The organism is Leptospira langatensis, assembly GCF_004770615.1.
GTDB lineage: Bacteria > Spirochaetota > Leptospiria > Leptospirales > Leptospiraceae > Leptospira_B > Leptospira_B langatensis.
In genome coordinates, this window is the sequence record NZ_RQER01000004.1 from 413,385 (window position 1) to 426,901 (window position 13,517).

Annotated in this window: 14 protein-coding genes; 8 read left to right on the forward strand and 6 right to left on the reverse strand. The window is 44.9% G+C overall.

Features of this window, described 5'->3' with window-relative positions:
- The first annotated feature begins 65 nt into the window (after positions 1 to 65).
- Positions 66 to 1,709 carry a hypothetical protein gene (locus EHO57_RS06025; protein ID WP_135643799.1) on the forward strand — a complete coding sequence of 548 codons (1,644 nt, stop codon included), beginning with the start codon at positions 66 to 68 and terminating at the stop codon, positions 1,707 to 1,709.
- A 115-nt stretch (positions 1,710 to 1,824) separates the two neighbouring features.
- Here the strand turns inward: EHO57_RS06025 and EHO57_RS06030 are convergent, their stop codons facing one another.
- On the reverse strand, positions 1,825 to 2,640 hold the full coding sequence (locus EHO57_RS06030; protein WP_135643800.1) for an LA_0442/LA_0875 N-terminal domain-containing protein: 816 nt from the start codon (positions 2,638 to 2,640) through the stop codon (positions 1,825 to 1,827).
- 139 nt (positions 2,641 to 2,779) lie between these two features.
- On the opposite strand from EHO57_RS06030, the gene EHO57_RS06035 reads away from it, so the two are divergent.
- Entirely contained in the window at positions 2,780 to 3,334 is a 555-nt protein-coding gene (locus tag EHO57_RS06035; protein WP_425460772.1) for an RNA polymerase sigma factor, read from the forward strand.
- A gap of 165 nt (positions 3,335 to 3,499) precedes the next feature.
- Positions 3,500 to 4,534: a FecR family protein gene (locus EHO57_RS06040; protein WP_210410018.1), complete on the forward strand. Its 1,035-nt coding sequence runs from the start codon at positions 3,500 to 3,502 to the stop codon at positions 4,532 to 4,534.
- Positions 4,535 to 4,608: 74 nt separating this feature from the next.
- Here EHO57_RS06040 and EHO57_RS06045 read toward each other — a convergent pair whose 3' ends face one another.
- The gene (locus tag EHO57_RS06045) at positions 4,609 to 5,055 is read right to left on the reverse strand and encodes a DoxX family protein (RefSeq protein ID WP_135643802.1); all 447 of its coding nucleotides are present in this window, start codon (positions 5,053 to 5,055) and stop codon (positions 4,609 to 4,611) included.
- A 149-nt stretch (positions 5,056 to 5,204) separates the two neighbouring features.
- Here EHO57_RS06045 and EHO57_RS18760 point away from each other — a divergent pair, with 149 nt between their 5' ends.
- The 3 genes from EHO57_RS18760 (at position 5,205) to EHO57_RS06055 (ending at position 7,747) form a co-directional block, all read left to right on the forward strand.
- Positions 5,205 to 5,369: a hypothetical protein gene (locus EHO57_RS18760; RefSeq protein ID WP_008590138.1), complete on the forward strand. Its 165-nt coding sequence runs from the start codon at positions 5,205 to 5,207 to the stop codon at positions 5,367 to 5,369.
- Positions 5,370 to 5,438: 69 nt separating this feature from the next.
- Positions 5,439 to 7,382 carry an ABC-F family ATP-binding cassette domain-containing protein gene (locus EHO57_RS06050; RefSeq protein WP_135643803.1) on the forward strand — a complete coding sequence of 648 codons (1,944 nt, stop codon included), beginning with the start codon at positions 5,439 to 5,441 and terminating at the stop codon, positions 7,380 to 7,382.
- A gap of 29 nt (positions 7,383 to 7,411) precedes the next feature.
- A complete protein-coding gene (locus tag EHO57_RS06055) occupies positions 7,412 to 7,747 on the forward strand; it encodes a rhodanese-like domain-containing protein (protein WP_135643804.1) in 336 nt (111 codons plus the stop codon).
- A 5-nt stretch (positions 7,748 to 7,752) separates the two neighbouring features.
- Here EHO57_RS06055 and EHO57_RS06060 read toward each other — a convergent pair whose 3' ends face one another.
- Both EHO57_RS06060 and EHO57_RS06065 read right to left on the reverse strand, forming a co-directional pair.
- Positions 7,753 to 8,676: an alpha/beta fold hydrolase gene (locus tag EHO57_RS06060; RefSeq protein WP_135643806.1), complete on the reverse strand. Its 924-nt coding sequence runs from the start codon at positions 8,674 to 8,676 to the stop codon at positions 7,753 to 7,755.
- Positions 8,673 to 9,287 (reverse strand): TetR/AcrR family transcriptional regulator, encoded by a 615-nt coding sequence (locus EHO57_RS06065; RefSeq protein ID WP_135643807.1) that lies wholly within the window; start codon positions 9,285 to 9,287, stop codon positions 8,673 to 8,675. The genes EHO57_RS06060 and EHO57_RS06065 overlap by 4 nt, the downstream gene beginning before the upstream one ends.
- 159 nt (positions 9,288 to 9,446) lie before the next feature.
- On the opposite strand from EHO57_RS06065, the gene EHO57_RS06070 reads away from it, so the two are divergent.
- Both EHO57_RS06070 and EHO57_RS06075 read left to right on the forward strand, forming a co-directional pair.
- Positions 9,447 to 10,199: an acetoacetate decarboxylase family protein gene (locus EHO57_RS06070; protein ID WP_135643808.1), complete on the forward strand. Its 753-nt coding sequence runs from the start codon at positions 9,447 to 9,449 to the stop codon at positions 10,197 to 10,199.
- A gap of 51 nt (positions 10,200 to 10,250) precedes the next feature.
- Entirely contained in the window at positions 10,251 to 11,432 is a 1,182-nt protein-coding gene (locus EHO57_RS06075) for an acetyl-CoA C-acetyltransferase (RefSeq protein WP_135643810.1), read from the forward strand.
- An 81-nt stretch (positions 11,433 to 11,513) separates the two neighbouring features.
- Here the strand turns inward: EHO57_RS06075 and EHO57_RS06080 are convergent, their stop codons facing one another.
- Both EHO57_RS06080 and EHO57_RS06085 read right to left on the reverse strand, forming a co-directional pair.
- Complete coding sequence (locus EHO57_RS06080) at positions 11,514 to 12,521, reverse strand: LLM class flavin-dependent oxidoreductase (RefSeq protein ID WP_135643812.1); 1,008 nt, start codon at positions 12,519 to 12,521, stop codon at positions 11,514 to 11,516.
- A gap of 3 nt (positions 12,522 to 12,524) precedes the next feature.
- Positions 12,525 to 13,319, reverse strand: coding sequence for an SDR family NAD(P)-dependent oxidoreductase (locus EHO57_RS06085; protein ID WP_135643814.1), 795 nt, complete (start codon positions 13,317 to 13,319; stop codon positions 12,525 to 12,527).
- Between the last annotated feature and the right edge of the window lie 198 nt (positions 13,320 to 13,517).

The following is a 13,517-nucleotide window of genomic DNA, read 5'->3' on the forward strand; positions in this document are numbered from 1 at the left end:
GCTTGTTGAATAATTTGCATACAAAATGAAATGGATCAACCGCCGCTAAACAGTGGAGGACAGAAATGAAATCGCATCGTATCTTCTCTATCAACCAGTATTCCTTATTCTCTCAGGCGGCCCTCTGTACTCTTCTTAGCATTCTATCTCTCGGTTGTAATAATGCAAAGGCGATCAATATAGATTCCAGTTCTTCCGCAATTGGAGCCCTGGTACTGGGACCGATCGCAAACGACTGGAATACAAGCAATGGAACCTCTTCCGGCCCCACCTCTACTGTTAGCGTTACTGTGAGCGGATACACAGGGCTGACTGCAAAGCCGATGAACCTGACCTTAACAGATTCTGTGACAAGTGCCACAGATACTCTTCAGATCACTGCAAACGGCACATTCGCATTTAGTACGGCACTCGACACCGGAAACGGATACTCTGTTTCCTTAGGAACTTATACCGGTTCCACAGGCGGCCAGACTTGTACACTTACCGGTACGACTGGCACTGCGGGAACGACTGCAAATTCTACGGTTGCTTGTGAAAGACAACTCGCAATGGCAGCAACTTGGAAAAGCGATGCGGGCACCCAGAATTTCAGATTATTAGGAATAGATCATTCTCAAAGTCCTTACAATGTAAACAGCAACGTGGCTCTCTCAGTAGGAGGATCTCCTTCTAACGTAGATCCTGAGCTTGTCTGGGGAGGAGGAAATTATCTTCTGGTATGGAAGTCTGCCGACAACACGATCAAAGGACAGTTGTATAATATAGAATTAACTGCTGTAGGTTCTACATTCCAAGTTTATTCGGCAACTGGAGTGACCATAGGCAAACTAGCGGCAGCATACAATCAAAGTAATGAATTCGCAGTCGTTTGGACCGAGCTAGGAAGCGTCAATACTAGCTTTAGATACCAGCGAATAGATGCTACGACCGGTTCCTTAAGTGGTTCCGCAACCAATATTGCAACGACCGCGATCACCTCCGCGAATTATTATAACGGCGACGTAGTATATGACGGAAGTCAGTACATAGCGGCTATGAGAATTACGACTACCTTAGGCGTTCATTCCATCTATTGGTATAGCTTTACTCCTTCGGGGGGAAGTATCAAAGGCAATTATTCCAGCAAAGTAGGTACTACTTCCTATTATCTAAGAATGGATTACCCTTCTATGATCGTCTCTGGAACGGATGTTTGGACCTTCCTGAGTAGGACGAATGTAGATACTACCGGAAGTGTTGTGGACGCAAGCGTTGTAAAAATTAAGAATTATGCAAGTTCTTCGGCAAGTCCTATAGCTACCGACACGAATCCGTATGGTTGCGGTCCTGCGGACGGAGATCAGTATTATATTCCGAGCGCCGGGATCTATGGGACAAATATACTCGTGGGTTATGATGTATTCTGCGGAGATGTAGGTGGAACTTACAATGATGTCCATGATGTTCCCGTAAATGCAACTACTGGAGCTGCTGGAGGTGTGACTACTTATTCGGATGGTGAGATCGGTTCCGAAACCACATACGGTTCTTCTACCACTTGTAGATCCAATACCTGCTTCATGAGCGCCGGCGACGAGTACAATGACGTATTTTACTTATTCGATCCGTTCTTTACAACCTCTCCGTATTTAGGGGACGTCGGAGGAACAAGCGTATTGTATGTTCCTTCCGGCGGAGTTCAATTTCCAAAAACTGTAATCGAATAAACAAAAAAGGCCGCTGTCCAGCGGCCTTTTTCTTTGCATCCGAAGCTTATTTCTGATCTATCTCTGAGAATATTAGGGTCCTATTCGAAAAAAGATCCGATCTCCGAACAGGCTTTTAGAAACGAAAATCGTATTTCACTTCTCCGTTCCAACCCATTCCATTTCCTCCGAAATTCATAGGTCTGTAAGAAGGAGCAAAACTGAATTTAAAACCTGAGCTTGGTCCTTCGCCTAAGGCAGCTTCCCTCTCTGCTTTTACCCCTAAATAATAGGAATAGAACAATTGCAAACCGTAGACGAGACCTACGATGTACTGGTAATCATTCCCTTCCGCTGCGAGATGCTGGTAGTGGTTGAACGCACCCTTATTCACTAAAAAGGCACCGATCAATCTTTCCCCGGTATTTGCGGGAAGTTGTAAGACCGGGTCGTTGAGGGCAAATATGAAATAATTTGTTGCCCCGCTCTTATATGCAGCATGGGCCGCATTGAACTCCTGCTGGGTCTGCAGCGCCTTGTATACCGCTCCGGCAAAGAGAACAAATGTCCCAGCCGCAAGATATTTCCTATCGGCCTTCCAGATCCCCCAGCCAGGGACCACAGCAGAACGAAGAGAATAGGCCCAGCGAGGTTTATTGTACCAGCGGGGTCCTGTAGGAGTCTCCGGTTCCGGCTCCTTCTTCACTTCCTCTTTCGGTTTGACTGGTTCTTTTTTAGGTTCCAGCTTAGGAGTATCTTTCAAATTCAATTCTACGATATCTGTCTTCGGTATGGTTAAAACCTTGCCATCCACCTCTAGATGAACTTCTGTACGAGTTTGGTTTACGACTTTCCCTTGTAATACTTTTCCGTTTTTCAGGGTTAGGCTAGATCCAAAGAGGTTAGGTGTGAAACAAACAAGGCAGATGATAAAAAGCCAACGATAGGCCATATTTTCCGTAATTCCCTTCAGCATTTGATAAGGAAGACAAGCGATGTCTCGGTTTACCCTCCCGAAATGGTTGGGTTTATTCAAGAAAAATCCGAATTTACTTGAAAAAAGACTGAAAGAAAAAAATTTCTATCCTACCGTGTCCGAAGCCTTGTTTTTCGAAAAACTATACAATAAAAATAAGGATCACTTGTTTTCATTCATTAGGCGCTCGATCCAAGACGAATCGACTGCCTTGGATTTACTCCAAGATACCTTTCTTAACTTCTTTAAACATTACACGAACAAAGAACTCCCGGACGAGCAAGTTTCGAGAATGATCTTATTCAGGATCGCCCGGAACCTAATGATCAATCACGGAAAATCCTACTACCAAAAGAATGTGGCCCTGGTTGGAGAAGAGACTTCTTCTCTTTTCGGTTCCAAAGCCCAGGGTCCTGAAAGCCAAGTGATCGAAGAAATGGAGGCCCAGAATCTGGGCAAGATCCTAAGCGAATTATTAGCAACTCTTCCTGAGGAACAGAAGACCGCGATCGAGCTGCGTTATTCGCAATCCTGCAAATTGGAGGAGATCGCACAGGTCTTAGATCTGTCCGTTTCGGGGGTTTCTAGACTCTTAGAAAGAGCCGAGAAACATCTATTACAAGAAGGCAAAAAGAGAGGGTTCCATCCTTCTTCTTTTTTAAAACATTAGGAATTTATCTTTATTTATGTTTATCGAACGCGCGATCCATTTCGTCAAAAAAGCCATACTCATTGAAAAAAATGAGCAAGTTCGTTTTTATCTGCTTGTTGATCCTGATGAACGGGTAAGACACAAGGTGCAAACCCAGGACTAAAGGAAAGAGGAATCGAAAGAATGAATTCAGAATTTCAAACATTCGCCGACGTCCTCCAGCGGACAAATCCCGCTTCCAAGGCTCCTGATTTCGATCCTTCTTGGATCGGTAAGTCTCCCCGTTTCTCTGTGGAGGCAAGTATCATGCAATCCCCTAAGGATAATGTAGTACAACTAACCGCAAATAAAAAGAAAGGTTGGTACCTAGCGGCAGCGGCGGTTCTGTTAGCCGGTATTGGAGTAGGCACTTTCTTTGCTTTCTCCAAGAAAGAGGCTCCTGTAGCTGAAGGTGTTCTTCTCAAAGCCGCTGTAGTCTTCGTAAAAGGAGACGCTAAATCCATCAAAGAAGCACCGACCCAATTGCATTTGGGAGATGTCCTCTCCGAAGGCGATAGGATCGTAACCGGCAAGGGTGGATCCATCGACATAGGTCTTACCGACTCCAGCGTAATCCGCTTAAAGGAGAATTCGGAACTCGTCTTGAAAGGACTTCGTCAAACGGATGCTTCTCAGATCAGACTCTCTTTGGTTTCAGGACGTATCTTGAACCTAGTAGAGAAGGAAAAGAAGAACGCGAACTATTTCGTAGATACTCCTACTGTAGTCGCTGCGGTTCGAGGAACTTCCTTCGAAGTAAACTCTTCTCCTAAAGAATCTTCCGTTTATGTTGTGGATGGTTCTGTCGAAGTGACTCCTCTTATTCATGACAAGACTCAAAGAGTTTTGAAAATCGGAGGATTGATCATCGTTACCGACGAGAAAGTAGAAGTCATCGAAGCTCTTAAAAAGGACACTTTTGTTGAATACGAAGAAATGCGTACCAACTTGAACGGCTTAGACAAAGAAGTTTTGGAAACTACTCAAAACCTCAAGTCTGCTAAGACTGAGCAAGAGTTGGAAGAGATCTATGACAAGAGCATCGAACATATCATCATGAAAGATGGTAGAGAGTTAAGAGGAGTGGTTGTTTCTCAGAAAAAAGGAAAACTGATCGTGCAAACTCTGCAAGGATCTTATATCCTGGATGAGAACTCGGTTGAAAAGATCCTCTACTAAGAGAACTTTAAGCCTCCTAAAAAAACCCGAGTGGAAACGCTCGGGTTTTTTTATGCCTTCTCAAATCGATCGTTTCAAACCGACCAATCGGAAAGTTTTCTATCGATAGAAAAAGAACCGGAACCAAAAAAGAATAACGCGAATGCCATGGCAACTGCCAGGATATGATATTCGAAACCTTCTCCTCCCTTATCGCCGAACCAATTCATAAAAAAACCGTAAGAGGCATGAGTGCTTGCCGCAACGACCAAGGTAACTCCGATCCCGAAAGCCCAGATCCGAGTGAGAAGGCCCAAGACCAAAGCGATCGTTCCCACAAACTCGAATCCTATCACGAGGACCCCCAAGAAATACGGAGCGCCCAAGGTAGAAGTGAAATAGTCCATCGCGGTCTCGAATCCGGCCCCATCGAACCAGCCCATCGCCTTCTGAGCGCCATGGGGAAAGATACAGATCGCAAGGCCCAATCTCAGGAACAGAGGCGCAAGCCCATCTCTCGTTTGTACTAAGGAATAGAACATAATGGGCTCCCATGGAATCCGAAGAGAGGATCGATTTCCACCTATTTTCGATTCTGACGGAAGAAGGCCAGGTCCTATCCGGACAAAATAGGTTGTCGAAAGGCCTATTCCCGTAAATTTTGGCATTACGAACGCATCGGAAGGTACCTATGTCTGAAGAGACAGCCGAAAAGAAGAACAAAAAGATCAACAAGATGAGCGCTCAGGAGCTAGACCAAGCTCTGAAAGACGCAGTCGAGAAGATGAACGGGGAAACGAGCAAGTACGTACAACATCTTAAAGCGAGAAAAGAAGAACTCGCTAAAAAGAAGTAAGCACTACTTTCCATCCAACGACCCTCCGCGCTCGTGCGGAGGGACAACCTCCTCTAATTCCCAGGAACCATGCTCCAGTTCATCGATATAAAGCACAGGTTCGGTAGCTCCACCCTCTTCGAAAAATTCTCCTGGCATATTAAACCCGGCTCTAAGGTAGCTTTAGTCGGACCGAACGGTTCCGGCAAATCCACTCTATTCAAAATGGCCGTAGGAGAGCTAAACCCAGAAGAAGGTTTAGTCAGTCGATCCAAACATACCGAGATCTCCTTATTCCAACAGATCCCCGACTTCGATTTCGAAGCAAAGGTGATCGATACTGCATTATCTAAGCATAAACATTATAACGAATACATAAAACGCGCCGAGGACATTCACAGAAGAATGGACCAAGTGGACCATGATTCTCCCGAGTTCAATAGCCTTCTCGAAGAACAAAGCGCTTTAGAAGAATACGCATTCACGTACGGTGTCCATGAATTGGAAGGCAAGGCTAGGCAGATCATTGGCGGTTTAGGCTTTTCTAATGAACAAATGGAAAAGAAGGTAAAGGAATTCTCCCCTGGCTACCAACACAGATTAGGACTCGCGATTGCGATCCTGAACCCCGGAAATCTTCTTCTTTTGGATGAACCTACAAACCATTTGGACCATGCGTCCAAGGCATGGCTCGCCGAATATTTAGTGAGCACGAATCGTTCTTTCGTACTAGTAACTCACGATCCTGAATTCCTGAATTCTACTACCGACACGATCGCGGAACTGAATCCTTCCGGAGTATTGGAATTCAAAGGAACTCTTGAAGATTACTTCGAGCATAAGAACGAACTCTTAGATAAGCTACGCATACAATTTAAGAAAGAAGAAGCATATCTCAAGAAGAGAACCGAATGGATCGACAGGTTTAGAGCAAAGGCCACTAAGGCGAAAGCCGTCCAAAGTGCCATCAAGCAATTGGAAAAAAGGGACAAGGTCGACGCTCCCGAAGAATCCTTCTGGAATTCTAAAACGGATTACGAATTCAATTATACTCCTTGCGGAAATCTTTCCTTTAGAATTGAGGATGCGGATTTCTCCTACGAAGCAGGAGGAAAGAATATATTCTCCGGAGCGGAACTCCATGTTTCGAATGGGGATAAGATCGCGATCATAGGTCCGAACGGAGCCGGAAAGTCCACTTTCCTCAGATGTGTATTAGGAATTCATAAACTGACCAGAGGAGTCGTAACCTACGGGCCAAAGACCCGAATAGGATACTTCTCCCAGAACCATCATGAGAATCTGGATCCGGAAAAGACGCTCTTGGAAACTGTACTCTCAGTTTATCCCGATTATCCGGAAGTAGAGGCAAGAAAGCTTCTAGGTTATTTTTCGTTTACCGACGACAAGGTCTTCAAGAAAGTCGGACTCCTTTCGGGAGGAGAGCAGAGTCGGCTCAGGCTAGCACTATTAGTCCGTTTCAGCTCCAATACTCTTTTCTTGGATGAACCAACCAACCACTTGGATCTGGTAGTTCGGGACAATTTAAAGAGAGCCCTGCAAGCATATCCTGGTGCGGTCCTAGTAATCTCTCATGATCCTGATTTCTTAAAAGATCTGTGCACTCGAACCGTTTCCGTATCCAACGGAAAGGTCAAGGATCTGAATACGAGCTTCTCGGATTATCTTCGTTTTCCTCCGGAAGAATTGGAAGCAGAGGGAGGAGCGATTAAAACCTACACTCCTGCAGAGAACAACGATGCTAAAGACAAGAGCAGATCTCAGAAGAATGCCGATAAAAATCGTATCAAGAAACTGCAAAAAGATATAGAACAGATCGAAGCAAAGATCGCACTCTTAGAAAAGAATAAGGCGAATTCGGAAGAACTATTGGCAGATCCGGAATTCTATAAGAAACGCAGTTACCAAATGGAACTGGATACTTATAACGAGACAAAGGCAGAGATTGCTCGTCTCACCGAGAATTGGGAAAAATTGCAAACTGAAATGGAAAGTCTTACTTCCGCAGTCTAAGAAACAGAAATTATTATAAGGAAACCTGAATGGATCCAAAGGAACTCAAAGCCAGACTAGACGCAAGAAGCTCAGGAAAAGACGACTTCTATTTATTAGATGTGCGTAATCCGAACGAACAAGAGATCAGTATCATCAAAGGAACAGATCTACTCATTCCTGTTTCAGAACTTCCGACTAGAATATCCGAACTGGATTCTTGGAAAAACGCAGGCAAGGATATCATCGTATATTGCCGCTCCGGAGCAAGATCCGGGAACGCATGCGGATTCATGAAGTCCTCCGGATTTACCAAAATATTCAATTTAGAAGGCGGGATCCTTCTCTATTCGGACGAAGTCGATCCTTCTCTTGCAAAATACTGATCGATCTATTTAGACAAGAAACTAGAGATAACCGGAAGCACTTGCTCCGGTTGTTCTATATGCGGTAAGTGTCCGCAGTCCTTCACTAATACAAACTCAGACTTTAATAGATCTTTTACATAGACACCCGTTTCAAGAGGAGTCGTATGATCCTGATCTCCCCAGAATACCAATACTTGCTTATTCGTCGCGGCCAGGCCTTCGAAATGAGGTCTTGGATCCTTTGAGATCAGATTCCTAAGAGTAGAGAGAATAGCCCGTCCAAAGCCGTAAAAGCTCATCTGCATTTCGTATTTTTCCACCCAGCCTTTTGGCACCTTGGAAGGATTCACGAAGTCTCCCGCGATCCCTTTCGGCAAGGTAGGAAGAAAGATCACAGTGTTCAAATATTCCCCGAGAAAAGGAACCGCCAAAGGAAAGATGCCTGCCTTTGCAGTAAAAGGGTCCAAGAGCACTACCTTCTTCACACGTTCCGGATTCTTGGCCACATAGGAAGCAACGATCGGACCTCCCATGGAAAGTCCCATAATATCAAAAGGTCCATCTATATGCAGAAAATTTAATAGATCTTGGATCTGAGAACGGAATAGATCTATATCGTACACAATGTCTGGACGATCCGAATAACCTCTTCCAAAGAGATCGAATCTAAGCACTCTATATCCTTCTGTAATTAGAAGCTTTTGGACTGGATCCCAAATAAAATATGGAGTGGAAAAACCGTGAACAAGAACGACTAGTTTTCCTTTTTCAGGACCGGAGAGTTCGTAATGAGTTAAGCCTTGGGGAAGCCGAGCGTAATTCCCACTCTCGGCCCCTGCTCGAACGGAATCGTTTAATTCCACCTTCTCCTTTGATCTTACAAAAGGAAGGATGGATAGAAGAAGAAGTAAAAGAACGACTCCGCTGAGGAGAAGTTTTTGTCTCATTCTACGTCTAAGAGAATTTTACGGAAGAACAGAAAGCCTTCGTCCAAAGGATCGCCCATGCCTCTCTTTTTGAGCATGCCGGTCATATCCAGAACGATGATACCATACATCCAAGAATACATGGTCCTTGCAAGAGAAGGATAATCTTCTTCTTTGATACGGAACTCTTTGGATCTAACTCCGGCGCGGATGGTTTCGAGGAAAACACGATAACTGGTAGGGAGTTTCGGAAATGCCTTACGATGCATATGGCCATGGACCGTATTGAACATAACCTTATGAAGTTCTTGGTTATGCCCGGAAAAATCATAATACGCACGAGCGATCAAGGTTAGTTTTTCGTAGCAATTCTTTCCGTTCAGACGAGCCGCTCTAAGGGTCTCCGTCAACTGAGCCTCTCCCTGAGAGATAATGATCTTTATAATATCTTGTTGGCTCTTAAAGTGAGAATAAGGGCTTGCGACGCTACAATCCAATTTTTCGGCTATCCTTCTCATGGATAAGCCATCGATTCCTTCTTCGTTCAGAATATCCAAGGCCGCTTGGACGATGGACTCCTTGTTTAAGCTATTACGAGTACGTCTTCTGGGACGTGTTGCTACTGCAGTCATATACTTTTTGCCTTAGGGGACATTTTAAACCCAAAGGGCCTAAAGATCATCCCCAAATGTCCAGTTATCCTAAAAATGGGGAAGATGTTCAAGAGTTTCCTTTTCAAATTCGGGGTTTTTCACAGGAATGGTACAAAAAAGAAAGAAACGGATCATCCGATGAAAGCAAGTCCTGCAACCAAGGCTAAGCCAAAGAAGAAAGCCTCAAAATCGGCACTCAAATCTCCCAAAAAAGCCATAGATACCGGAAGCAAATCCGCCTCCTCAAAGAGACATTATCCTGCCCCCTGGTCCTTAACAGGAGAAGGATTCTTATTCCCCTTATTCGGAAAAAAATCCTATAACGCCGAAATGGCATTCTTAGACGAAGAAGATAGAAAGTCCTACAAGGGAGGACTAGGCTCCTTGATGCTTGTGAACTATGAAAGATCCGATGTAGGACCGTATTACGAACTTTTATATATTCCAGGAAACTTCGAACATAAGGGCAAAAATTACAAAAGGATCACTCGCATCTTCGTATCCAGTCAAACTTCCGTAGAAGAAGGCATCCTAAATTGGGCCATTCCGAAAGAAAGAGCGGACTTCGTTTGGAAGAAGGAAGGATCTCTTACTAAGATAGAAGTCTCCCGCAACGGAAAGACATTCTTCAAAATAAAAATGCGATCCTTGGGTTTTGGATTTCCTGTAAGCACATCCATTCTACCATATGTTCTCTTACAAAAACAAGAAGATGGGACCAAGCTTAGCACTGCGTTCATCGGAAAAGGAAAGGGCAAGTTCTGCAGGATCGAATCCGTTTGGTCGGACGAGACAGTATTCCCTGACTTTATCAAGGGCGGAGGTTTCAAAACCGGCGTCTCCGCGGATCCATTCGACCTGGTCTTTCCAGTCGCGGAAAAAGTGGATTAAAATCTATCAAAATATCATATTAAATAAATCGAATATTAGGACAGGATAATTATGGAAGAAGCGGTCATACTAGACGGAATACGGACCCCATTCGGGAATTTCGGTGGGACATTAAAGGACGTAAGCGCCGTTGATCTAGGAGTATTGGTCTCCAAATCACTTTTGGAAAGAACAGGGGTCAATCCTGCCAATATAGGAGAATCCATTTTCGGGAATGTGGTTCCTACCGGAAAAGAAGCCATCTATTTAGCCAGACATATAGGATTAAAAACAGGATTGCCTATTACAGTTCCGGCTCTTACACTCAATCGTCTTTGCGGTTCCGGAATGGAAGCGATCATCCAAGCTGCCAAAAAGATCTACTTAGGAGAAAGCGAAGCTGTTCTCGCGGGCGGCTCCGAATCCATGAGCAATGCTCCGTATGTTGTGCGTAACGCAAGATGGGGTATCAAATACGGTTCCGCAGAATTCGAGGATTCTTTAGAGCAAGGTCTCACCGACCAGTATGTTGGCCTGATCATGGGAGCCACTGCTGAAAATCTGGCGGACCAGTACAAGATCAGCAGAGCCGAGCAGGATGAGTGGGCAGGGATCTCCCAAACCAGAGCCGAAAAAGCGACGGTCGAAGGCAGATTGAAAGAAGAGATCCTTCCGGTTACTGTAGGAGGCAAGAAGCCTGTTACATTAGAAAAAGATGAATTTATTAAGGGAGCTTCTTCCATCGAAAAACTGGGAGGACTTCGTCCTGCGTTTAGAGAAGGTGGAACGGTTACTGCCGGGAATGCGTCCGGACTGAATGACGGAGCGGCTGCTACTATCGTAACTTCTGCTTCTTATGCCAAGAAAATCGGAAAGAAACCTTTGGCAATCATCCGAGGATACGGACATGCAGGCTGCGATCCTGCGAAAATGGGAATAGGACCCGCTCTTGCAATCCCTATCGCTCTTAAAAAAGCGGGACTCAAACTCTCCGACATGAGCCTAGTAGAAGTCAATGAAGCATTTGCGGCTCAGTATCTTGCAGTCCAAAAAGAATTGGGACTGAATCCGGAGATCACCAATGTAAACGGTGGAGCGGTAGCGATCGGACACCCGCTGGGAGCGAGTGGAGCCAGAGTGACAATCACCCTAGCTTATGAACTCAGACGCAGAAAGGCAAAATACGGAGTCGCCTCACTCTGTATAGGCGGCGGTCAAGGGATCGCTTTGATCCTGGAAAATCCGGAAGCTTAATTTTCAAAAAAAACTCGGTCCTGGCGTTTCTCACGAACAGGACCGAGTCCATCTCAGTTCCAAATTCACGATCTGTATTTATTACCGTTTTTCCAGCTCGAAAGCTTCTGCAAGAAGTTCGTAAGAGCGGAGCCTATCCTTAAAATCGTACGTAATTGTGGAGACCACGACCTCGTCTATTTCGTATTCTTCGGTCATCTCCAGAATCCTATTCTTTACTACCTCGGGTGTTCCCGCAATCATTCTTCCGCGATTATGAAGAAGTCGGACCCTTTCATAGTCTGAATAGACGTAGGGCTTTATCTCTTCATACGAAAGAATTCCCTCACTGATCCCTTTTTCAATATTGAGAAGCTGCCTGTCCATAATGGCTTGCATTTCTTCTGCTTTTTCTTTTGTTTCCGCGCAGAGTACGAAAATGCCCACGCTCGCTCTCGGCGCTTGTAACGCTTCCGAAGGCTGAAATCTATCCTTGTACGCCTTGATGCTTGCGTATCCTCCAGTAGGATTGATGAACTGAGCGAAGGACAGGGCCATTCCAAAATGAGCTGCAATGAGAGCACTCTCCCCGCTAGACGTTAGGATCCACATTTCAGGAACAGTTTCACAAACAGGAATCGCCTTCACCTTGGTTTGGATGGAATCCGGCTCCGCGTTATCCGTTAAGAAGTCTTTCAGATCGATCAGTTGCTGTACAAAATCATTTTGAACAAAACTATTAGAAGGATTTAATATGGCTGCGGTCAGTCTATCTCCTCCTGGTGCTCTGCCTAATCCAAGATCTATTCTTCCTGGAAACAAAGTCTCGAGCATTCTAAAATTCTCCGCAACTTTCAGGGAACTATGATTGGGGAGCATGATCCCGCCGGAGCCTACTCGAATTCCTTTGGTTTCTCCCGCCAAATGAGAGATCAAGACTTCCGGAGAAGATCCAGCCAGTCCAAGGATATTATGATGCTCCGACACCCAATACCGAGTGTAGCCCAAACGATCGGCAAGTTTTGCAAGCTCTATTGTTTCCTGGACCGCTTGGAAGGCAGTCCCTCCTTTTCGGATCGGAGATTGGTCTAAGACGCTAAGTTGGATCATACTCTAAAACGCAGACTTCACTACTCCTCCATCCACTCGGATCGCCGCGCCATTCGTCGCTGATGAAAGAGGAGAAGAAAGATAAGTTACCATATTTGCGACTTCTTCTACAGTTGCGAATCTTTGCAGAAGAGAAGTAGGGCGAGCATTCTTAAAGAATTCCTTTTCTATCGTATCAGTGCTAGTGTTTTGCTGTTTAGCAAGATCTTCTAGGAATCCCTCTACTCCTTCGGAGCGGGTCGGTCCAGGGAGGACAGAATTCACCGTTACATTCGTCCCCTTGGTCAATTCTGCAAGTCCACGACTTAGAGAGATCTGGGCGCTTTTTGTAACCCCGTAATGGATCATTTCATTCGGGATCTGTATCCCGGACTCGCTGGAAATGAATAGGATCCTTCCCCAATTTTTCTTAAGCATAGAAGGGAGATAAGCCCTGGAAAGGCGGACCCCACTCAGAACATTCACCTCAAAAAAACGGATCCAATCGTCGTCCGGGATATCCGTGAAATCCTTCGGCTCGAAGATGCCTACGTTATTCACTAAAATGTCTACATTAGGAAATTTTGATACGATAGAAGAGACTTCTGCCTGCTTTGAAAAATCCGCCTCTACTCCCGAAAGAGAAGCTGACGGAACCTCTTTTTTGATATGAGAAATTGCTTCTTCAACTCTGGATTTGGTCCTTCCGTTTACAATGACGTGGGCCCCTTCTTTTGCCAAACTAAGAGCGATTGCGAATCCTATCCCGGCGGTTGAACCAGTAACTAATGCTGTTTTATCTTTTAATTGTGTATCCACTTAGATTTTGTCCTGCTTCTTAGACTGCGATCGAACGAACTTCAGTGAGAACTGTTTTGCCTTCCGATCTTAATACTTTGGTCGGCGAAAGATCCGAATGTTTTTGTCGGAATCACGGCTCACAGAAAGTTTACCGAAGGACTTTCAATTTCAGATTGTATAAAATAGGAAACGCACATATTCTTTCAAGCATGGTAA